Here is a 22,347-nt window from a genome sequence, read left to right on the forward strand (position 1 = left end):
AAAAGATAGTGTGACTATACGGAGTGAGATTTGCTCGATGAAATGACTAATAAGTATGAGTAGTTCCATAATGGAATATACCGGCAAATTTATTTAAATGAGTAACGGTGAGTTGTAAATTGAATAACCCTAGGATGAGTAACAGCGCAACTTGCACATTGGCCACAAAATTAATAAACACATAAATTGTGTAATTCGCCATCACGTCCCATACTGAACTTGCAAATATATTTGGCTCCACCTCTGTTACAGAAGGATTTTTCGGTATGTTTTTCCGCTTATGCCTGAGAACCGGGCTGTTGTTAGCCGCTTTCAGCGGTAGTGCCAACCTGTATGCGGCCCCTGATAAAGCCCACAAAGAAGTGCCGCTGGGTCAGTTTGCGGCCAGCCAGATACGCTATATCGCTACCTACTTTCCTGGTCGGATGGCTGGCAGCCCCGCCGAAATGCTTGCGGCAGATTATCTAAAACAACAGTTTACAGAGATGGGCTACCCAGCTGATACCCGCACCGTTGACGACCGTTATCTTTATACCAACAAAAACCGCAGTGAAAACTGGCATAAAATTACCTTTACCTCGGTCATTGCGGCCAAAAACGGTGATCAGCCCAAGCAGATCATTATCATGACGCACTTTGATACTTATACCCCGGTCAGTGATGATGACGTGGATAATAATCTGGGGGGGCTGACGTTACAGGGTGTGGACGACAACGCCTCTGGCGTCGGTGTGATGCTAGAGTTGGCTAACAGACTTAAAGATATCCCCACCACTTATAGCCTACGTTTTATCGCTACCAGTGGGGATGAGCTCCATTTGTTGGGGACCAAAAACTACCTGCAACGGATGTCGCCGGCAGAGCGTGAAAATACCTTGCTGGTGATTAACCTCGACAAGCTGATTACCGGGGATCGTCTCTATTTCCAATCCGGTGATAACACCCAACCCGATATCATTAAGCAATCCCGTGATCAGGCACTAAACCTTGCCCACCGCTACGGCATTGACGCCGCTCTGGTTCCTGACGGCAAAAACAGTCAAAAAGAGCATGATCCCAATAAAGAACTGTTTGACCAGGCAAAAATTCCGTTCCTATCCGTAGAAGCGACTAACTGGTTACTGGGGGCGAAAGATGGCTATCAGCAGCGGGCCATCAGCCCAAGCTTCCCACAAGGGGTCACCTGGCATCGCCCGCAATATGATAATTTGCAATATCTGGAAACCCATCTCCCAGGGCGGATTGAGAAACGCAGCCACGACAGCGTGCAGATCCTGCTGCCTCTGATTAAACAGCTAGCGCAAGCGCGGCCAGCAGCGGGGGTGAAAGGTAAGAAGGTGAAATAGGCTATACCAGCTCTGTGCTAATACTGTTACAGCACAGAGCGATAGCTAATCTGGCAGGCAGCTGTGTGCCGCGCTGAATATGAATCAAGAACCGCGCTAATGGTAAATCGGTTGAGTCAGAAAGATGTTTGCTTTTTGTTCTTTGCAGGCCTGCGGTATCTTGGGTTGGCCGCTAAGTGCCATAAACGGACATTGTTAACATTTCTAGAGTTGACCCTGTAAGTGCCATACTAAACGGGGCCACTCACTTTGAGACATTTTCACATGTCACTTAAGTAGAACTCTATGAGTGAGGCTCTATTCACTGAGTGCATGTGTATGAAAACCGCAACATAAAGTGGGAAGATGTAGCGGAGATGCGAGTGCGCAGGCAGTAACCGTTTGAATAAATGGTGTGGCTAATATAAATTGGAACCAAAAGGTTAACAGGATGGTTTCCATGACTTCAGAATCGGTTAAAGAAACACTCAGAACTACTAGACTTAGTAGGAATCTTAAGAATCTATATCTAGATCCTAATAATTACCGCTTTGTCGATAACGAAAATTACAGGTTTGTCGGCGAAGATAATCTTTTAGATACACAAGTACAGAAAAGAACACGTACCTTTATTGAAGGGCGAGGACAGGAGAACATTCGGGACCTCTTAGCAAGCTTTAAAGCTAATGGTTTTTTGGATGTGGATATTATCCAGGTTAGAGAATTAGGTGATAACAGATATCTTGTTTTAGAAGGCAACCGCCGAGTAACTGCCTTAAAGTTTTTACAGGAAGCGCTCGAAAATGGGTTTGAAATAGGCAACCTTGATCCTGCAATATTTAGAAGCGTGCCATTTGAAATTCATAGTAAAGAAGAAAATGAAAAACATCTCATAGTCATGGGATTGAAGCATATTAGTGGAAATAAAAAATGGTCCACGTTTAATCAATCGAAGTTACTGTTCGACTTTCTGAAACCTTATCAAGACTCATCTCGTGAAGAATATATTAATAAAGAAAATGATTTGGTAAACTCATTAGGGATAACCAAACATCGCCTTAGATCAATGCTGCGAGTTTATAATTTAATTCAATATTATAAAATGAGTGATTATAGCGAGCAGTTTTCTACGGATATGGTTGGTATTTTTGAGGAGGTAATGAAAAAACCAGTTATCAAAAATTGGTTGGGATGGAATGACACCGGTTATTTTGCAAATAATTTAATTAACTTAGAACGTCTTTTTTCTTGGATTTCTAAAACTGAAGTTTATGCAGAACCAGAAGAAAATGAAGATGGAGATGGTTACGACAACTGTGATGATTATAAAGAGCTTGAGCCAATCATAACAAAATCACTTGAAATTCGTGATCTCGCTTTGTTTATTGAAAACGATCATGCTTTGAAGGTTATGGAAGATGAAAGAAGCCTTGCTCGTGGTTTAGTATCAAGTGGGTCTGTTGATAAACAAAACTACCAAAATTCCCTGTCGAACCTTTCGGAATCATTAAGAAGTTTAACTAACTACAGAACATTAATTAGTGCTGATGATACACGGATTTTAGAGGATGCCAAAGACAGTTTATCGAAAATTATACCCAAGAAAAATAGCCTAAATATTGAGGGTGGGAATTTCACTACTGTTTTCGAATATGGTGTCAAATCTCACTTTGAATCTATCAATATAAAAAAATACAAAAAACTAAAGAATTTTGAAATTAATAATTTAAATAGAATAAATATTTTTGCAGGATTTAATAACACAGCTAAAACCACGTTCTTGGAAGCGGTCTATCTTCTTACTCAAAGAAATGATATGGCTTCACATTTTAATTTGATCAGACAAAAAAATAAATTCCCATCTTTAAGTCCAGTGTTTTTAAATGCCGTGTTTCAGGATCGAATTTCTATTGATGGACGGTTTAACGGAGTTGATGTTTCAGTTCACATGGAAAAATTCGACGAATCTACCGTTGATAAAAAAGATGACTATATAGCATCATATAAACTGACATCTCAAATTGATAGCACAGTGATATCAAATTTGGTCCATACATATGTACATGAAAGTATGATAAGGATTTCGGATCAAGTATCTCATCTTTGTTCATCATCATTTAAGAGTCCATATTTTTATGATATCGATGATTCAATTAGTGATTATAATCGAAGCGTTGAACTTAAGGTTACAACAGTTGATGGTCTTTCACAGACAGCTATTAACCTTATCATCGATTTCATGAAACGCGTAGAAGATAGCATTGTCGATATTCGTTATACTGAAGAAATGGATGTTAAACGTTTCTTAGTAGAATCAAAGTACTCATTGGAACGCAGTTTTGATTTAACTACTTATGGTGAAGGTATTCAGCGAATTTTTTATATTGCGCTAGCATTTGCTTCATGTAGGAATGGGGTGATATTAATTGATGAATTTGAAACAGCTATACACTTTAGCCTCTTAAAAGAGTTTACCCGATTAACACAAGAGCTTGCTGAGACCTTTAATGTTCAAGTTTTTTTAACTTCTCATTCTCGTGAGTGTATCGAAGCATTTGTTGAAAATGGTTATAAAACAGAACAAGTAACAGGCTTCCAGATGATTAATAGCGGCAATGAAATCAGCTCAAAAAGAGTAGAAGGGGAGCGCTTTAAGTATCTTATTGAAAATATTGCTCTGGACATTAGGGGTTAATATGAGCATAAAGAATAAAGTGGTCGTAGTAGCATGTGAAGGACAGCATGACATCTCCTTTATAAGTAGAATTCTCTATACTGCAGGATTCAAAACCGACAACAGGAAAATAAAAGACTTTCCTTTTCCTTTTAATGCTCTTTTTGATGGCATTGCTGGAAAAATGGTATTGGCTGACAGGAAACTAGGATATCAAAGCCCTAATTTTCTTTTACCTTCTGTTGCGTTAGAATTTGAAGGGAAGATCGTTCTTCTCCACAATCTTAATGGCGATGGACGCAGTGCCGAAAGAAAGATATTAATAAATCTTTACTCCGAGTTAGTTGGGGATGATGATTTTTCAAAAGATTTAAATTATGAGTTTAGGTTTTTATTCTTTTTCGATGCTGATGATCATGGTGTGCCAAGTCGACTCTCTGAAATGACTGCTGAGCTTGAGATACAAACGGCTTTATCTAATGGCTCAGTAGTGGCTTATGGTAAGCATGAGTTAGGTTGTTATATCTATCATGAGAATAATGGTGATACAGGAGTGCTTGAAGATATATTGCTTGGGCATTTTTCAGGAAAAGATAATGACTTGTTGGAGCACGTATCTGACTTTCTATCCAATCATCTATTGGATAAAGAAAGAACCAGGGAATTGCATGTCATTGATGGTGTAGAAGAACGAAAGGGCGCTTCTAAATATTCTGAAAAAAAATCCAAGGTTAATTTGTTTGGTCAGCTTCAGTTTTCCGGGATGAATAATTCAGTAATTATATCCAAGTCGGATTTCTTAAGGATGGAAGATATAGAAAGCTGCTCACAGTGTAAGGTAATTAAAAATATGTTTTATTGATTTAAGCTGCCGCTTAGCGGCAGTTTAAGTTCGTTCACTATATGATCAAAATGAATAGCCACAGTTTACGTAGCCATTTCTCATTGTTGGTTAACTTCCGCTTTTCGCTCATAGCGGCCCTGTGACAGCTATGAACGAGAAACTGACGATACGACCCCTTCGAATTTGCAAATACTGTCCACTCAAACGAAGGTGTTACTAATAGGTCAATATGTTAATGTATGGGCGCAAGTTATAACTGTGATCAATTGGGCAAAATCACAATCTAAAATTGTGTTTAGAGGATACTATGGGCGTTGAGTTTCACATCACAAGAGCTGAGTTTTGGGCAGATAATGACGAAGCCCAAATAACACCTGATGAATGGCTTGCTTACATCAATAGCGATGATGAACTCAGTATAAATGTTAAAAACGGCGATTATAATGCACTCTGGTCAGGGCCATCACACTATGATGAGCCATGGCTTGACTGGAGTGCAGGAAACATTTACACCAAGTGGCCTGACACAAATCTGTATAGAAAAATGTTGCAAATTGCGAAGCACCTCAACGCCCGAGTAATGGATGACGATGGTACGATTTATAGCGATGAATCACACTGGGAGTACGATCCTTCAAGCAGGCAGTAATGTCCGCTTAGCTCAAAGCCGCCAGCCACACTCGATTATCTGCCACCCGAGAAAACTATCAGGCCAAGTCTGAGCTCATAGAAAAAAGAATAGAGTTTAGAAGATCCCCCCAACCTCACTCGCCTATATCAGGGGGCATTGGTTCAAGTCACCCCTCATGTAGCCCACATTCGCGTTTGAGGCCAAAGAACCGGGTTTCTTCTTCACTCATGCCCGCTTCCCATTTACGGGTGGTGTGGGTGTCGCCCACGGACAGGTAGCCCTGTTCCCATAGCGGGTGGTAATTCAAGCCATGTTCGGTCAGATAGTGATAAATCTGGCGGTTATCCCAATCGATAATCGGCAGGAATTTAAATACCCCGCGTTGTACCGCCAATACGGGTAGATTGGCGCGGCTATCTGATTGTTCACGGCGCAAACCAGCAAACCAGGTCTGCGCCCCCAGTGTTTTTAGCGCGCGGTCCATGGGTTCCACTTTGTTAAGCTGATTATATTGTTCAATCCCGCTCACCCCCTGTTCCCACAGTTTGCCGTAACGCGCCTCTTGCCAGGCGGGCGACTGTTCAGCTCGGTATACTTGCAAGTTCAGTTGCAACTGATCGGTAAGTTGGTCGATAAACTGATAGGTTTCCGGAAACAGATAGCCGGTATCCGTTAGGATCACCGGAATATCCGGCTTAATGCGCGTTACCAGATGCAAGCACACCGCCGCTTGGATACCGAAACTGGAGGTGAGCACAAATTCACCGGGCAAATGCTCTAACGCCCACGCCACCCGCTGCTGTGCAGACATCTGCTCCAACTGGCCATTGACGACCGCCAGTGACAATGCCTGCCCAGATTTTGGTTGGGCATTTAACGCCGCCAAATTGAATTGAACCATATTGCATACCTCCAGAGACCATCACTCTACCCTTCATCCTTCAAGCTGCTTGGGTGTTAGCTGCATTTACTCGCCTCATCCCTGAGGCTCGCCCGTATCGGGGCCGCTGCAAGCAGCGTTCAAATCCGCTCCTGGCGGATTTGTCTGTCACCCCAGTCACATAGTCAGCTATGCTCCTGGGGATTCCATCGCTGGCCGCCTACAAGCAACTCGAATTATTTTGGGTACAAATAGTTACGCCTAATCGTGTTACAGGTGGTTATGATGCAGGTTAGCTGACCGTGGAGCGCATGGACGCGCGATACGAGCCCCCAGGGAGGGGTTCACGGCGTGTCAGCGTTCCGCATCATACCCACCGGCCTGACGCTTAACATGGAGCGGCATCAGGCACGGTTATTTAACCTATACCACTGAGTACTCTCACCTAAATGAGTACAATCACCTGGGTTAATCCCAGAAATCCCGCGCAGGATCGACGACTGGCCGCACGATACCGCTTCGTATCGTGAAGTCACCAAAACCTTCCCCCTCTGTACGCTCTCGTGCCCAACGACCTACCAAGTGGTCAATCTCTTGCAGAATGTCATTCTCATTAATGTTCTCGCGGTACATGCGCGGAATGCGCGTTCCTTCACGGTTCCCCCCCAAGTGGAGGTTATAACGACCAAGGGCTTTACCCACCAGGCCGATCTCCGCCAACAGTGCTCGGGCACAGCCATTTGGGCAACCGGTAACGCGCAATACAATATGCTCATCCCCGACCCCATGCTGCTGCATGATGCTCTCCACTTTGGTGATAAATTCTGGCAAGAAGCGTTCCGCTTCCGCCATCGCCAGTGGACAGGTGGGATAAGAAACACAAGCCATCGAATTCTTGCGTTGCTCACTGATGTTGTCGTCCAGCAGGCCATATTTACGCGCCAACGATTCGATCTGCGCCTTTTGATCCTCTTTTACACCCGCCACGATTAAATTCTGGTTGGCGGTCAAGCGGAAGTCACCTTGATGAACTTTGGCAATCTCGGCCATCCCGGTTTTTAGCGGGCGGCCGGGATAATCCAGCAAACGGCCATTTTCGATAAATAACGTCAGATGCCACTGATTATCGATCCCCTTTACCCAACCGATGCGATCACCACGCCCGGTAAAATGGTATGGGCGCACCGGCTCAAAGGTGATGCCTGCACGCTTCTCTACTTCAGCGCGAAAAGTATCAACACCAACACGTTCCAGTGTGTATTTGGTTTTGGCATTTTTACGATCGGTGCGGTTCCCCCAGTCGCGCTGGGTCGTCACCACCGCTTCCGCTACCGCCAACGTATAATCCAACGGGATATAACCAAACTCACTCGCCGTCCGGGCAAAGGTATTTTTATTGCCATGATCGATAGACAAACCCCCACCCACCAGCAGGTTAAAGCCCACCAGCTTGCCATTTTCGGCGATCGCCACAAAGTTCATGTCATTGGCATGGAGATCGACGTCGTTTTGCGGTGGGATCACCACCGTGGTTTTAAACTTGCGTGGCAAATAAGTGTCACCGAGGATTGGCTCTTCATCGGTGGTGGCGATCTTTTCTTTATCTAACCACACTTCGGCATAAGCACGAGTTCGCGGTAACAGATGTTCAGAGATTTTCTTCGCCCATTGATAAGCTTGCTGATGCAACTCAGATTCCACAGGGTTGGAAGTACAGAGCACATTGCGGTTAACATCGTTAGCCGTCGCCAGCGAATCCAACCCTAAGCGATTGAGCAACTGGTGAGCAGATTTCAGGTCACCTTTTAAAATGCCGTGAAACTGGAATGTCTGGCGGTTGGTCAGGCGAATGCTGCCATACAGTGTATTTTCCTGCGCAAACTTGTCGATACCTAACCATTGCTTTGGCGTGATAATGCCCCCAGGTAAGCGGCAACGCAGCATCATGGCGTGGCGTGGTTCCAGTTTTTGCTCGGCACGTTCAGCGCGGATGTCTCGATCATCTTGCTGATACATGCCGTGGAAACGGATCAATAAAAAGTTATCGCCAGTGAAGCCGCCCGTCAGGCCATCAGTTAAATCATCGCTAATGGTGCCACGGAGGAAATTACTCTCTTTCTTCATGCGTTCGGCATCAACCAATTTGCCTGTTACCTGTAAAGGCCCAACGTGTTTATCATTCATCAGTACACATCCCGCTGATAACGGCGCTCTTGGCGCAGCTCACTTAAAAATTCATCTGCCTGCTCGGTATCCATACCACCGTGTTCGGCCACCAGTTCTACCAAGCTCTCTTCAACGTCTTTCGCCATATGGTTGGCATCGCCACACACATAAAGATGTGCCCCTTGCTGGATCCAACGCCAAACTTCAGCCCCCTGTTGACGCAATTTGTCCTGCACATAAACCTTATGCGCTTGATCACGGGACCAGGCCAGATCAATTCGGGTTAACAGCCCTTCTTTCACATAGCGCTGCCATTCAACTTGATATAAGAAGTCTTCGGTAAAATGGGGATTACCAAAGAACAACCAGTTATCCCCTTTGGCCCCCACCGCTTCGCGCTGCTGCATAAAAGCGCGAAATGGCGCGATACCGGTACCCGCGCCAATCATGATCACCGGAATTTGTGGGTCAGTAGGCAGGCGGAAATTGTCGTTATGCTCAATGAACACCCGCAGTTCTGCTTCCTCTTCCAGGCGGTCCGCCAAAAAACTAGAGGCACCACCCGCACGGGCACGGCCATCCACCTCATAGCGCACCACCCCGACGGTAATATGCACTTCGCTTTCATTTTCTGCTTGTGAGGAGGCGATAGAATACAAACGCGGTGCCAGTGGACGCAGTAAACCAACCAATTGCTCCGCTGCCAGATCGACAGGAGCCTGACGAACCATATCGACGATCGGCGTAGAGTGTGCGTAGTGTTGCAAACTGGGTTTATCCGCCAGCAAGCCTATCAACCGCTCATCTCGCGATAGCGCGGCGTACTTTTCCACAATCGGTGCGGTGTTCTGTGTCAGTTCAAAATGGTGCAACAACGCATCGCGCAGTGATTGAGTTGTCCCTTCTACCGCCAGCAACTCATCGCCACTCAGCCACAGCAGTTGCAGCAGTTCCTCCACCAGCGCGGGATCGTTATCAAACCAGACACCCAGCGCATCCCCCGGCTGGTAACACAAGCCGGAACTCCCCAGATCAATTTCGATATGGCGAACATCCTTACTCGAACCGCGCCCGGTAATTTTTTGATTCAGCAGCAATTCTGCCGTCAATGGCTGTTGTTTATTATAGGGAGAAGTGAGGACTTGCTCACTCACACCACTAACCGATGTGGGAGCAACAAGAGCGCCCGCTGTAGCACGAGCCTGCAGGATGGTCACGATCTGTTGACGCCAAGCGATGGCCTGTTGCTGATAGTCCACATCAGCATCAATGCGATCTAGCAAGCGTTCTGCACCCAGTTCCGCCAGTTTGCCATCAAAATCTTTACCAGACTGGCAGAAATTCTCATAAGAACTATCCCCCAGACCAAATACCGCAAAGGCCGTTTCAAGCAACTTGGGCGCCTTTTTTGAATGCAGGTATTTATGTAGTGCCACCGCTTCTTCTGCAGGGTCACCCTCCCCTTGAGTCGAGGCGACGATCACCAACAGCCGTTCCTGAGCAATCTGCTTGAACTTATAGTCACCGGCATTCACCAAAGTGACGTTCAGCTTGGCGGCCAATAGATCATCACGCAGTTGCTCCGCCAGCCGGCGTGCGTTACCGGTTTGCGAGGCCGAGATCACGGTGATACTGGCGGCTTCAGCTGCCACTGGCACATGAGCCGCACTCTGCGCTTGCGGATTCACCAAGCCCCATAAATAACCGGACAACCACGCCAACTGTGTTGGTGAGTATTCACCAATCGTCCCCTGAAGGCGCGTCAACTGTTCCGCTGACAGTGGCAGTAAAGATGTTGCAGAAACCTGAGTCGTCATCGTGGTATGGATATCCTATGCTTAGCCAGTATCAGCTGTTTCATTGTCATTTTTAAGGCTCTATCCTTAACAGACCGAGGGAAGTCTGTAAGGTTACCCAGCTCCATCGCAATGACTAAATAAGTGATAGCAATAAATAATAACCAAAATGACTATATCGCGAGCGCTATGGGATGAGCCTCAGGGGAACGCCGGATTACCACCATCCCCAATATCTTGATTAAACGTTGAATATACGGTGACGGACACACTACCTATTTAGCATCACTCCGTCATAAAAGCCTTATAAAACAGAAAAATACCCCCTCCACTGACATCTATTGCTATCTATTAGCATCGTTATCACTTAAGTGAGTTTGATAGCTCTCATTGACCCCCAAACAGCAAGAATGAATTGCTGTCATATTGCGCTGTAACATTTATGAAACATTCCTTCACTATTATAAGACTCAAATTTGTTTATGGTATCTACTCGCAGGAAGCTAACTCCATGAAGAATAATCCGAATCAATTTAACGACCCTACACTGAGCAATCCTACTCGCCGCAAACTGTTAATCGGTGGTGCCAGCGCTATTGGCATCACCCATTTTCTCGCTGGTGGTGTACTAGGGATGACTGGTGAAGCGCTAGCAGCCGACTTACCAACCAGTAATCTATTGGGATTCAAAGGCATTGCCGCTTCCACCGCAGATGAAGTGGTTATTGCCCCAGGTTACAAAGCCGAGGTGTTGATCTCATGGGGTGACCCTTTGGTGAATGGAGCTGCCGCATTCGATGCCAACGGTGGCAACAGTGCAGCCGACCAAGAAAAACAGTTCGGTGATAACAATGACGGTATGAGTTTCTTCCCAATTGATAAAAATCATGGCGTGATGGCGATCAATAACGAATACGCCAACGAGCAATACTTGTTCGCCCACGGTGGCACCCAAGCCAAAAGCCTGGATGATGTACGTAAATCCCAAGCCGCACATGGTGTGTCTATTGTTGCGGTAAAACGTATTGGTGATAGCCAACGCTGGCAAGTTGAGCGTCCTTCACGCTATAACCGCCGCATCACCGCCAATACTGAAATGCAACTCAGTGGCCCGGCTGCGGGGCATCCACTACTGCAAACTGCAGCCGACCCCTCTGGCCGTCGTGTCCTAGGCACAATCAATAACTGCTCCAACGGCAAAACCCCTTGGGGCACCTATTTGACCTGTGAAGAAAACTTCGAAACCTATTTTGGCACTCAGCAAACTGATTACAAAAATACGCCAGAGCAAAAACGCTATACATTGAAAGCCAATGAGCCAGAACGTAACTGGTCAACGTTTGACGAGCGTTTCGATGTAGTGAAGAACCCCAACGAACTCAACCGATTCGGTTGGATTGTTGAAATCGATCCGATGAACCCGAAATCTACACCCATAAAGCGTACTGCTCTGGGGCGCTTCAAACACGAAAATGCCGCCGTGACGATAGCCAAAGATGGCCGTCTTGTAGTTTATATGGGTGACGATGAGCGCGGGGAGCATATTTACAAGTTTGTCTCCAAAAACAAGTTCGATAGCGCCAACCCGGCAAATAACCGCAACCTCTTGGATGAAGGTAATTTGTACGTGGCTCAGTTTGACGGGGACAGCAATGGCACTCCGCTCAAGGGCACAGGACGTTGGATTGCTTTGGAGTTTGGCAAAAATGGCCTCACGCCGGAAAATGGTTTCAAAGATGCCGCGGAAATATTAATTTTCACACGCAAAGCCGCATCACACGTTGGCGCAACCAAGATGGACCGCCCTGAGTGGATAGCAGTCAATCCGCACGATGGCCGTGTCTATTGCACCTTGACCAATAACAACAAACGTGGCGAAGCTAACATGCCGCTCAACGCGGCGAATCCTCGCCCCAATAACGTTTATGGTCAGATTATTCGCTGGAATGAAAGTGGCGATGCGACAGCCGATAATTTTACTTGGGACATGTACGCACTGGCTGGCAACCCACTAGCCCATCCGCAAGGCGTTAACCGTGGCACCCCAAACATTACGGAAGATAACACCTTTAACAGTCCTGACGGCCTGGGATTCGACAGTGCTGGCCGCTTGTGGATCCTAACCGATGGTAAATACAGCAACAAAGGTGATTATCTGGGGCAAGGCAATAACCAGATGCTGGCGGGCGATCCGCAAAGTGGTGAGATCCGCCGCTTTATGGTCGGGCCAAAGTCATGCGAATTGACTGGACTCACCTTTACTCCAGACTATAAAACGATGTTTGTTAACGTTCAGCACCCAGGGGAAGAAGGAGACTCTCACTTCCCGCATAATAGCCCACGCCCACGTTCGTCTGTGTTAATGATTACTCGTGAAGATGGTGGCGTGATCGGCGCTTGAGGATTGGCTATTTAACATATACCCAAGTTCATTCAAGTTGCAGGACAGAACGCAGTGCGTTTTGAACAGCCCTTGCGCTGGCTCCGAAGGAGCGAGGCCCCAACGGGGTGAGCCTCAGGGAAGAGGCAAATAATTGTAACCAACACCGCCGCAGCTTGATTGCTGAATGGGTATATACCCAAGTTCAATGGTGTTGCAGGTAGGCGACAAGGGAGTGAGTCCCTGGGAGCATAGATAACTATGTGACTAGGGCGAACGCGCGTAGTCAACACCCCTGCAGCTTCAGTGGCGACGGGTATAGATGGCAACGGGAACCGCTTTCCAGTACTATTCGACTGTTTTAAATCAATAAGGCTGGGTCAATGGTCACTACGTTGTTTAAAGATTTTCAGTTTGAAGCCGCACATCACCTACCTCATGTACCAGAAGGCCACAAATGCGGTCGCCTGCATGGCCACTCTTTTACAGTGCGTTTAGAAATCACTGGGGAAGTCGATCCCCACACTGGCTGGGTAATGGATTTTGCTGAGCTGAAAGGGATATTCAAACCGATTTGGCAGCGCCTTGATCACCATTATTTGAACGATATTCCAGGGTTGGAAAACCCAACCAGCGAAGTCCTCGCCGGTTGGATCTGGCAGCAACTGAAGCCGCAACTGCCAATTCTGTCAGCGGTGATGATCAAAGAGACCTGTAGCGCTGGCTGTGTGTACAAAGGTGAGTAAACCGATGTCAGTAACTCATTGGGCTGTAAGGAAATAGCCCATATGGGCTAGGGTATCAGGCAATATTGAGGTACTTGTGCGTCTGCATTGAAAGCCGCCAATTACGAGCAATACAGGTTTCAATACATAGACGCGTTGCTTCTTCCTGCTGGCTGATGGGTTGTAAAGCGATAATACGCCGCTTTTCATCCTGCAATATCGCCAGCAGTTGATCTAATGCTTCAATATCACGTTCACGCCCAACCGGATGTTTAATCTCATCGGCGCGTATCAGCGCCTGTGGCAAGACCTGCAAGCCACCACGCATCTTCACTTTTGGCGAAACCGTCACCCAGGTATTAGGCGAACAGAGAACCTCATAAGTACCACTGGTTTCTATCTGGCAACTGTAACCCTGGCTCTCGAGCAAGGTGGTCAGTGGTATCAAATCATAGATACAAGGTTCCCCACCCGTAATAACGATATGGCGAGCGGTATAACCTTGCTGTTGGATCAACATCAGCAGTTGTTCAGCACTGGCACTGCCCCATTGGCGACTCTCAGCGGGTTTCAGCAGAATTTGCTGCATATCCACTTCCTGATGAGCTTCCTTTTCCCAAGTATGTTGGGTATCACACCAACTACACCCCACCGGGCAACCCTGCAAACGAATAAAGATAGCAGGCACTCCAGTAAAATAACCTTCTCCCTGCAAGGTCTGGAACATCTCGTTAATTGGGTAGAGCATGGCATTCTCAATGTTGGCAAGGGCAAAAAAAGTGATTATTGCAGATCCCGCCGCGATGACCAAACCGGATACCGGTAAACCTTGCTTGAATGAGACCAAGCTTGGCTATCCGCAATATGTTGGCGCTATTCTTCGGTTTAATTGTAATAACTATGTAAACCAATTGTGACTTAACGCTCAAAAACGACACTATTTTAACTGATTTTTGCAGTTCATCTCACTATTTTCATCGGCTAAAATGCCTATTTCATCACCTTTTAATAATTTAATTATTTGATTTTAAATTAAAATAATTTTTTGCTGCTTATTTTTACGCCTACAGTTCTCATGGTTGCATATGCTTGTACATACAAGTATATGTTAAGAAGCCCACCGCATTGTTATGGCTTGGTGCTGCTATTCACCACCAGGTCGTGGAATTTGTACCGATACCTAAGTTCATTCAAGTTGCAGGTCGACAGCAACGCAACCAAGCCCCGACCATGGGTCAATCCCATGAACGAGGCAAGCTAACACTGCTGCTGCTTGAATGGCGACGGGTATAAACTGCTAGAGGAAATAGCTGTGACGACAAATAACAAAATTCGCAACGTTGATATCCGTGCACCACGTGGCACACAATTAAACGCTAAAAGTTGGCTGACCGAAGCGCCACTGCGTATGTTAATGAACAATCTCGACCCAGAAGTGGCAGAAAACCCCCATGAGCTGGTGGTGTACGGCGGCATTGGCCGTGCTGCCCGCGACTGGGATTGCTACGACAAAATTGTTGCAACGCTTAAAACACTGGAAGATGACGAGACGTTACTGGTGCAGTCTGGCAAACCGGTAGGCGTGTTTAAAACTCACAGCAATGCACCACGCGTGCTGATTGCCAACTCGAACCTGGTTCCGCACTGGGCGACTTGGGAGCATTTCAACGAACTGGATGCCAAAGGCCTGGCGATGTATGGCCAGATGACGGCGGGCAGTTGGATCTACATTGGCAGCCAGGGCATCGTACAGGGCACCTATGAAACCTTCGTGGAAGCGGGACGCCAACATTATAATGATAACCTCAAAGGGCGCTGGGTATTAACCGCCGGCCTGGGTGGCATGGGCGGCGCTCAGCCACTGGCAGCGACCTTGGCGGGTGCCTGTTCACTGAATATCGAATGCCAACAGAGCCGTATTGATTTCCGTTTAAAAACCCGCTATGTCGATGAGCAAGCCAAGGATCTGGATGACGCCTTAGCACGTATCAAGAAATACACCCAAGAAGGTAAAGCCATTTCTATTGCCCTGTGTGGGAATGCAGCAGAAATTTTGCCTGAGCTGGTTAAACGTGGCGTACGCCCGGATATGGTCACGGACCAGACCAGTGCCCATGATCCGCTTAATGGTTACCTGCCAGCCGGCTGGAGCTGGGAAGAGTATCGTCGCCGTGCACAAAGCGAACCTGCGGTAGTGGTAAAAGCTGCTAAACAGTCAATGGCCACACACGTTGAAGCCATGTTGGCGTTCCAAAAAATGGGCGTTCCAACGTTTGACTACGGCAATAATATCCGCCAAATGGCGAAAGAAATGGGGGTCAACAACGCCTTTGATTTCCCTGGCTTCGTCCCGGCTTATATTCGCCCGTTGTTCTGCCGTGGTATCGGTCCATTCCGTTGGGCGGCGCTCTCCGGTGATCCGCAGGATATTTTCAAGACAGACGCGATGGTGAAAGAGTTAATCCCTGATGATGCACATCTCCATCATTGGTTGGATATGGCCCGTGAACGTATCAGTTTCCAGGGTTTGCCAGCGCGTATATGCTGGGTTGGCCTGGGGCAGCGTGCCAAACTTGGCTTAGCGTTTAATGAAATGGTACGCCGTGGTGAATTGTCTGCGCCTATCGTGATAGGTCGTGACCATCTGGATTCAGGATCAGTTGCCAGCCCTAACCGCGAAACCGAATCAATGAAAGATGGTTCTGATGCGGTCTCTGATTGGCCATTGCTCAATGCTTTGCTTAACACCGCCAGCGGTGCAACCTGGGTTTCTCTGCATCACGGCGGTGGCGTCGGTATGGGCTTCTCCCAACACTCCGGGATGGTCATTGTTTGTGATGGCACGGATGAAGCCGCTGAACGTATCGCTCGTGTGTTGCATAACGATCCGGCGACCGGGGTAATGCGCCATGCCGATGCTGGTTACGACATCGCTATTGACTGTGCTCGTGAACAAGGCCTTAACTTACCTATGGTAGCTGCAACTCAAGGGGCTAAAGCATGAAATCATTGACTATTCGCCCAGGCAAAATGACCCTAGCCGAATTACGCCAAGTTTATCAACACCCGGTCTCACTGACTCTGGATGACCATGCCTACGGTGCTATCCAACAGAGCGTGGCCTGTGTAGAACGCATTGTGGCAGAAAACCACACCAGCTATGGTATCAACACCGGTTTCGGGTTACTGGCTTCCACCCGTATCGCCCGTGCAGATTTAGAAAATCTGCAACGCTCCATCGTGCTGTCACATGCTGCCGGCGTTGGTGCTGCAACCGATGATAATCTGGTTCGCCTGATCATGGTGCTGAAAATCAACAGTCTGTCTCGTGGGTTCTCAGGTATCCGTCTGGAGGTTATCCAGGCACTGATGGCATTGGTCAACGCCGAAGTCTATCCCCACATCCCATTAAAAGGTTCTGTTGGTGCTTCTGGCGATTTAGCACCCTTGGCACATATGAGTCTGGTGCTACTGGGGGAAGGTAAAGCCCGTTATCAAGGGGAGTGGTTACCTGCGACTCAGGCACTTGCCAAAGCGGGGCTGAAGCCCTTAACACTGGCGGCCAAAGAAGGCTTGGCGTTATTAAACGGTACCCAGGTTTCCACCGCTTTTGCACTGCGTGGCTTGTTTGATGCTGAAGATCTGTATGCCGCAGCCACCGTCACCGGTAGTCTTACGGTTGAGGCCGCACTAGGTTCACGCAGCCCATTTGACCCGAGGATCCACCAAGTCCGTGGTCAACGTGGCCAGATCGATGCGGCTGCGGCTTACCGCCATCTGCTGGGCACACACAGTGCCATATCTGACTCACACCAAAACTGTGACAAAGTACAAGACCCTTATTCTCTGCGCTGCCAGCCACAAGTGATGGGTGCCTGCCTGACTCAGATCCGTCAAGCGGCAGAAGTGCTGGAGATTGAGTCCAACGCGGTTTCCGATAACCCGTTGGTCTTCGCTGAGCAAGGGGATGTGTTGTCTGGGGGGAATTTCCACGCTGAACCGGTCGCGATGGCCGCCGATAATCTGGCGCTGGCCTTCGCCGAGATAGGTTCCCTCTCTGAGCGTCGGATCTCTCTGATGATGGACAAACATATGTCACAGTTACCGCCGTTCCTGGTGGAGAATGGCGGCGTGAACTCTGGCTTTATGATAGCCCAAGTGACTGCAGCGGCGTTGACCAGCGAAAACAAAGCGTTGGCTCACCCGGCCAGTGTCGACAGTATCCCTACCTCTGCCAACCAGGAAGACCATGTTTCGATGGCACCGGCTGCCGGTCGCCGCCTGTGGGAAATGGCGGATAACGTGCGCGGTATTCTGGCGGTGGAGTGGCTGGCGGCCTGCCAAGGGCTCGATTTCCGTCAAGGTCTGCAAACCAGTGAGGGGTTGGAACAAGCTCGTCGCTTGCTACGAGAACACGTCAGCTTCTACGATAAAGACCGTTTCTTCGCCCCGGATATCGAGGCGGCCAGTCAACTATTAATGACCGGCCAACTGACCGCTCTGGTCCCTGCCAAGTTACTGCCTAGCCAGGCGTAACCTCTTTAGGCTGTATCCTGCTGCAATAGAGAGATACAGCCTATTTCATTAAAATAGAAAACCCGCCAAATACTGCGGCGGGTTTTCACTTAACTATCTACTTAACTCTCTACTTAACTCACAATCAAAGACTGATTACTGACCTTTAACTTCTTTCAGGCCATTAAACGGTGCACGGTTACCCAGTGCTTCTTCGATACGGATCAACTGGTTGTACTTAGCTACACGATCAGAACGGCTCATAGAACCAGTCTTGATCTGACCTGCTGCTGTACCCACCGCCAGATCAGCGATAGTCGCATCTTCAGTTTCACCTGAACGGTGAGAAATCACCGCAGTGTAACCGGCGTCTTTAGCCATCTTGATAGCAGCCAGCGTTTCGGTCAGAGAACCGATCTGGTTGAACTTGATCAGGATAGAGTTAGCAATGCCTTTATCAATACCTTCTTTCAGGATTTTGGTGTTGGTTACGAACAGATCGTCACCCACCAACTGGATTTTGTCACCCAGCACTTTGGTCTGGTAGGCAAAACCGGCCCAATCAGACTCATCCAGACCATCTTCAATGGAAACGATTGGGTATTGCTTGGTCAAGTCTTCCAGGAAGTGAGTAAACTCTTCAGAGGTAAACGCCTTGTTACCTTCGCCAGCCAGGACGTATTTACCATCTTTATAGAATTCAGAGGCTGCACAGTCCATCGCCAGAGTCACATCTTTACCCAGCTCATAGCCTGCCGCTTTCACCGCTTCGGCAATTACTGCCAATGCTTCTGCGTTAGAACCCAGGTTTGGCGCATAACCACCTTCATCACCCACTGCGGTGTTCATGCCTTTGGCCTTCAGCACTTTTGCCAGGTGATGGAATACTTCAGAACCGATACGTACCGCTTCTTTCAGGGTTTTTGCGCCTACTGGCTGAATCATAAACTCTTGGATGTCGACGTTGTTGTCGGCGTGCTCACCACCGTTGATGATGTTCATCATTGGCAATGGCATAGAGAATTTGCCTGGAGTACCATTCAGTTCAGCAATATGCTCATACAGCGGCATACCTTTAGAGGCAGCTGCTGCTTTGGCGTTAGCCAGAGAAACCGCCAGGATAGCGTTAGCACCGAATTGAGATTTATTCTCGGTACCATCCAGATCGATCATGATCTTGTCGATGTTCGCTTGATCGCTAGCATCTTTACCCATGACTGCCTGAGCAATTGGGCCGTTTACTGCAGCAACGGCTTTCAGCACGCCCTTACCCAGGAAACGCGACTTGTCACCATCACGCAGTTCCAGTGCTTCACGAGAACCAGTAGATGCACCTGATGGCGCAGCAGCCAGACCGACAAAACCACCTTCCAGATGAACTTCAGCTTCAACAGTTGGATTGCCGCGTGAGTCGATAATTTCACGGCCAATGACTTTCACAATTTTAGACATACAGGTTTTCCTCAAGTCACAAGTTAAATTAAAACTCCAGACAAACAACGCGCGGTTTTACCGCGCGCTGTCGACTAAAACTCTTATTTCTCCTGACGCTTCTGATAATCGGCCGCTGCCTTGACAAAGCCAGCAAACAGCGGGTGACCATCACGTGGCGTCGAAGTAAATTCAGGATGGAACTGGCAAGCGACAAACCATGGATGGTCAGGCAGCTCAATAATTTCAACCAGCTTGTTATCTGCAGAACGACCAGCAACACGTAAACCCGCCGCTTCGATCGGTTTCAACAGCATATTGTTCACTTCATAACGGTGGCGATGACGCTCAGTAATGGTGGGTTCGCCATACATTTTACGCACCAGACTATTGTCCGTCAGATGACATTGCTGACCACCAACACGCATCGTGCCACCGAGATCACTTTCTTCAGTACGGACCTCGACGTTACCTTCTTCATCACGCCATTCGGTAATCAAGGCCACTACCGGGTACTTACAATCTGGCACAAACTCAGTGGAGTTGGCGTTTTCCATACCCACCACATTGCGGGCAAACTCCATCAATGCCACTTGCATACCCAAGCAGATGCCAAGATAAGGAATTTTGTTTTCGCGGGCATAGCGGGCAGTCATTACCTTGCCTTCTACGCCACGGTAACCGAAACCACCGGGGATCAGGATAGCATCCAGATCTTTCAGCACTTCTACACCACGGGTTTCAACATCTTGTGAGTCGATCAACTTGATGTTGACGGTCACACGATTTTTCAGGCCCCCATGTTTCAGCGCCTCAATCACTGACTTATAGGCATCGGGCAGTTCGACATATTTGCCCACCATACCTATCGTCACTTCACCACCCGGATTGGCTTCCTGGTAAATCACCTGTTCCCATTCAGAGAGATTCGCCTCAGGCGGCGTCAAACCGAATCGTTTACAAATATAGTCATCCAACCCCTGAGACTTCAATAGCGCAGGAATTTTATAAATAGAATCAATATCTTTTAGGGAGATAACTGCCTTTTCCGGCACATTACAGAACAGCGCGATTTTTGCACGTTCATTGGCTGGAACGGTGCGATCCGAACGACAAATCAGGATATCTGGCTGAATACCAATGGAAAGCAACTCTTTCACCGAGTGTTGGGTCGGTTTGGTTTTCACTTCACCCGCAGCAGCCAGATAAGGCACCAGCGTCAGATGCATATACAGCGTGTGTTCACGACCTACTCCAACGGCCATCTGACGGATAGCTTCCAAGAACGGCAAGGATTCGATATCGCCAACGGTGCCGCCAATTTCAACCAGAACCACATCGTGGCCTTCGCCGCCTTCAATGATGCGTTCTTTAATGGCGTTAGTGATATGAGGGATGACCTGTATCGTCGCCCCCAAATAGTCACCACGGCGCTCTTTACGCAATACATCAGAGTAGATACGGCCGGTGGTGAAATTATTACGGCGCGTCATTTTGGTACGGATAAAGCGTTCGTAGTGACCGAGATCCAGATCAGTTTCTGCGCCGTCTTCGGTGACGAAAACTTCCCCATGCTGGATCGGGCTCATGGTGCCCGGATCCACATTGATATATGGGTCCAGCTTCATGATGGTAACATTGAGGCCACGGGCTTCAAGAATAGCTGCCAGAGAGGCTGCAGCAATGCCTTTACCCAGAGAGGATACGACCCCGCCAGTCACAAAAATATAATTAGTTGTCATGCTGAACCTGAGAGTTTAGGTTTAAAGACGATGGAAGAACCAAGACGGGAAAGTAGTATACCCGAACCTCTCTTGACCTACAAATGATCGTTTTGCCATCCATCATCTCTATCACCGCCACGAGTTTATCCAGGTAAAGCCGCCCAAGAAATCATAAAAATGCTTTAAAAACAAAAAATAAAGCAAAAATCAGCCAATAATCCGTCTTCTGTGGCTATATCTTTATAAAACGCTATAAAACACCTGCAATTCAGTTTGTTAAACTTAGCTAGCGTCTCGCCCATCATCTGGCACTCTGCAACCTGAATGGGGCCGGCGGAACATCACCACCGCGCGATTCAGCAACGACATGCAACCGAGCTTAACCGTTTCAGCTTAAGCAAGTATTGTCGGCGATCAAACAACCGACAGGGTTTATCCATCATGTTTCCTGCTGGCTTTCTTGTTTTTTTATCTGCTGCCAGGCAGCTTCCATCTGCTCCAGCGTCGCTTCCTGCAGAGCTAAACCCTGCTGTTGTATGATCTCTTCTACCTGACGAAAACGGCGCTCGAACTTGCGGTTAGCCACCTGTAAGGCATTTTCCGCTTTGTGCCCAAGATGGCGGGAAAGATTAACGGTAGCAAACAGCAGATCGCCGATCTCTTCTTGCAGTTTCTGTTCATCCACCACCGCTTGCCGTACTTCATGCATCACTTCGTCAAGCTCTTCGCGCACTTTACCCACGACTGGCTCCAAGGTGTGCCAGTCAAACCCCACCGCCGCACAACGCTGCTGAATCTTATGCGCTTTCATTAATGCGGGTAAGGCATTGGGAATATCATCCAGCACTGAATGCAACGCTTTCTCTGCTCGTTCTTCAGCCTTCAGTTGTTCCCAACGCACAGAAACAGCCTGGCTATCCGCCGCGTGGGCATCACCAAAGATATGTGGATGGCGGCGCTCCAGTTTGTCGCTGATGGCATTACACACCTGTTCGAAATCAAACAGCCCTTGCTCCTGCCCCATCTGAGCATAGAACACCACCTGGAACAGGAGATCACCCAGTTCATCGCGCAGATCGGCGTAATCCTGGCGTTCAATAGCATCCAACACTTCGTAAGTTTCTTCCAGCGTATAGGGAGCAATGCTGGCGAAAGTCTGCTTGCGGTCCCAAGGGCAACCCGCTTGTGGGTCGCGCAAGGTTCTCATAATGGCCAGCAAGCGTTGCAGTGAAGAGGTTTGGCTCATGTTAATATCT

Annotated in this window: 16 protein-coding genes; 9 read left to right on the forward strand and 7 right to left on the reverse strand. The window is 47.8% G+C overall.

From position 1 onward, the window contains the following. The first annotated feature begins 266 nt into the window (after nucleotides 1-266). The 4 genes from ACX9GV_RS14495 (at nucleotide 267) to ACX9GV_RS14510 (ending at nucleotide 5,492) form a co-directional block, all read left to right on the forward strand. Entirely contained in the window at nucleotides 267-1,346 is a 1,080-nt protein-coding gene (locus ACX9GV_RS14495; protein ID WP_473195991.1) for an aminopeptidase, read from the forward strand. Between the two features lie 439 nt (nucleotides 1,347-1,785). Continuing rightward, the gene (locus ACX9GV_RS14500) at nucleotides 1,786-4,020 is read left to right on the forward strand and encodes an AAA family ATPase (protein WP_473195992.1); all 2,235 of its coding nucleotides are present in this window, start codon (nucleotides 1,786-1,788) and stop codon (nucleotides 4,018-4,020) included. A 1-nt stretch (nucleotide 4,021) separates the two neighbouring features. After that, a complete protein-coding gene (locus tag ACX9GV_RS14505) occupies nucleotides 4,022-4,861 on the forward strand; it encodes a hypothetical protein (protein WP_473195993.1) in 840 nt (279 codons plus the stop codon). A 289-nt stretch (nucleotides 4,862-5,150) separates the two neighbouring features. Continuing rightward, entirely contained in the window at nucleotides 5,151-5,492 is a 342-nt protein-coding gene (locus ACX9GV_RS14510) for a hypothetical protein (RefSeq protein ID WP_473195994.1), read from the forward strand. 148 nt (nucleotides 5,493-5,640) lie between these two features. Here ACX9GV_RS14510 and ACX9GV_RS14515 read toward each other — a convergent pair whose 3' ends face one another. From ACX9GV_RS14515 to cysJ, 3 genes are all read right to left on the reverse strand, one after another. After that, nucleotides 5,641-6,375 (reverse strand): phosphoadenylyl-sulfate reductase, encoded by a 735-nt coding sequence (locus ACX9GV_RS14515; protein ID WP_473195995.1) that lies wholly within the window; start codon nucleotides 6,373-6,375, stop codon nucleotides 5,641-5,643. 447 nt (nucleotides 6,376-6,822) lie between these two features. Beyond that, nucleotides 6,823-8,538 (reverse strand): assimilatory sulfite reductase (NADPH) hemoprotein subunit, encoded by a 1,716-nt coding sequence (gene cysI / locus ACX9GV_RS14520; protein ID WP_473195996.1) that lies wholly within the window; start codon nucleotides 8,536-8,538, stop codon nucleotides 6,823-6,825. Beyond that, nucleotides 8,538-10,337 (reverse strand): NADPH-dependent assimilatory sulfite reductase flavoprotein subunit, encoded by a 1,800-nt coding sequence (gene cysJ, locus ACX9GV_RS14525; RefSeq protein ID WP_473195997.1) that lies wholly within the window; start codon nucleotides 10,335-10,337, stop codon nucleotides 8,538-8,540. Before cysJ ends, cysI begins: the two co-directional genes overlap by 1 nt. A gap of 490 nt (nucleotides 10,338-10,827) precedes the next feature. Here cysJ and ACX9GV_RS14530 point away from each other — a divergent pair, with 490 nt between their 5' ends. Next, entirely contained in the window at nucleotides 10,828-12,717 is a 1,890-nt protein-coding gene (locus ACX9GV_RS14530; RefSeq protein WP_473195998.1) for a PhoX family protein, read from the forward strand. Nucleotides 12,718-13,079: 362 nt separating this feature from the next. Continuing rightward, nucleotides 13,080-13,442, forward strand: coding sequence for a 6-carboxytetrahydropterin synthase QueD (gene queD / locus ACX9GV_RS14535; RefSeq protein ID WP_023490903.1), 363 nt, complete (start codon nucleotides 13,080-13,082; stop codon nucleotides 13,440-13,442). A gap of 55 nt (nucleotides 13,443-13,497) precedes the next feature. Here the strand turns inward: queD and queE are convergent, their stop codons facing one another. Next, a complete protein-coding gene (queE, locus tag ACX9GV_RS14540; RefSeq protein ID WP_473195999.1) occupies nucleotides 13,498-14,169 on the reverse strand; it encodes a 7-carboxy-7-deazaguanine synthase QueE in 672 nt (223 codons plus the stop codon). Between queE and ACX9GV_RS14545 the strand changes: the two genes are divergently transcribed. The 3 genes from ACX9GV_RS14545 (at nucleotide 14,168) to hutH (ending at nucleotide 17,957) form a co-directional block, all read left to right on the forward strand. Continuing rightward, the gene (locus tag ACX9GV_RS14545) at nucleotides 14,168-14,338 is read left to right on the forward strand and encodes a hypothetical protein (RefSeq protein WP_473196000.1); all 171 of its coding nucleotides are present in this window, start codon (nucleotides 14,168-14,170) and stop codon (nucleotides 14,336-14,338) included. The two genes, queE and ACX9GV_RS14545, sit on opposite strands and share 2 nt — an antisense overlap. A gap of 395 nt (nucleotides 14,339-14,733) precedes the next feature. Next, nucleotides 14,734-16,425, forward strand: coding sequence for a urocanate hydratase (gene hutU, locus ACX9GV_RS14550; RefSeq protein ID WP_023490905.1), 1,692 nt, complete (start codon nucleotides 14,734-14,736; stop codon nucleotides 16,423-16,425). Then, entirely contained in the window at nucleotides 16,422-17,957 is a 1,536-nt protein-coding gene (gene hutH / locus ACX9GV_RS14555) for a histidine ammonia-lyase (RefSeq protein WP_473196001.1), read from the forward strand. The genes hutU and hutH overlap by 4 nt, the downstream gene beginning before the upstream one ends. Before the next feature lie 135 nt (nucleotides 17,958-18,092). On the opposite strand, the gene eno is transcribed toward hutH, so the two are convergent. The 3 genes from eno to mazG all read right to left on the reverse strand — a co-directional run bounded on the left by eno (nucleotide 18,093) and on the right by mazG (nucleotide 22,337). Next, a complete protein-coding gene (gene eno / locus ACX9GV_RS14560) occupies nucleotides 18,093-19,388 on the reverse strand; it encodes a phosphopyruvate hydratase (protein ID WP_023490907.1) in 1,296 nt (431 codons plus the stop codon). Between the two features lie 83 nt (nucleotides 19,389-19,471). Beyond that, a complete protein-coding gene (pyrG, locus tag ACX9GV_RS14565) occupies nucleotides 19,472-21,109 on the reverse strand; it encodes a glutamine hydrolyzing CTP synthase (protein ID WP_023490908.1) in 1,638 nt (545 codons plus the stop codon). A gap of 421 nt (nucleotides 21,110-21,530) precedes the next feature. Beyond that, nucleotides 21,531-22,337 (reverse strand): nucleoside triphosphate pyrophosphohydrolase, encoded by an 807-nt coding sequence (mazG, locus tag ACX9GV_RS14570; protein WP_023490909.1) that lies wholly within the window; start codon nucleotides 22,335-22,337, stop codon nucleotides 21,531-21,533. Between the last annotated feature and the right edge of the window lie 10 nt (nucleotides 22,338-22,347).

This window comes from Serratia sp. 25CWL12, assembly GCF_055790885.1.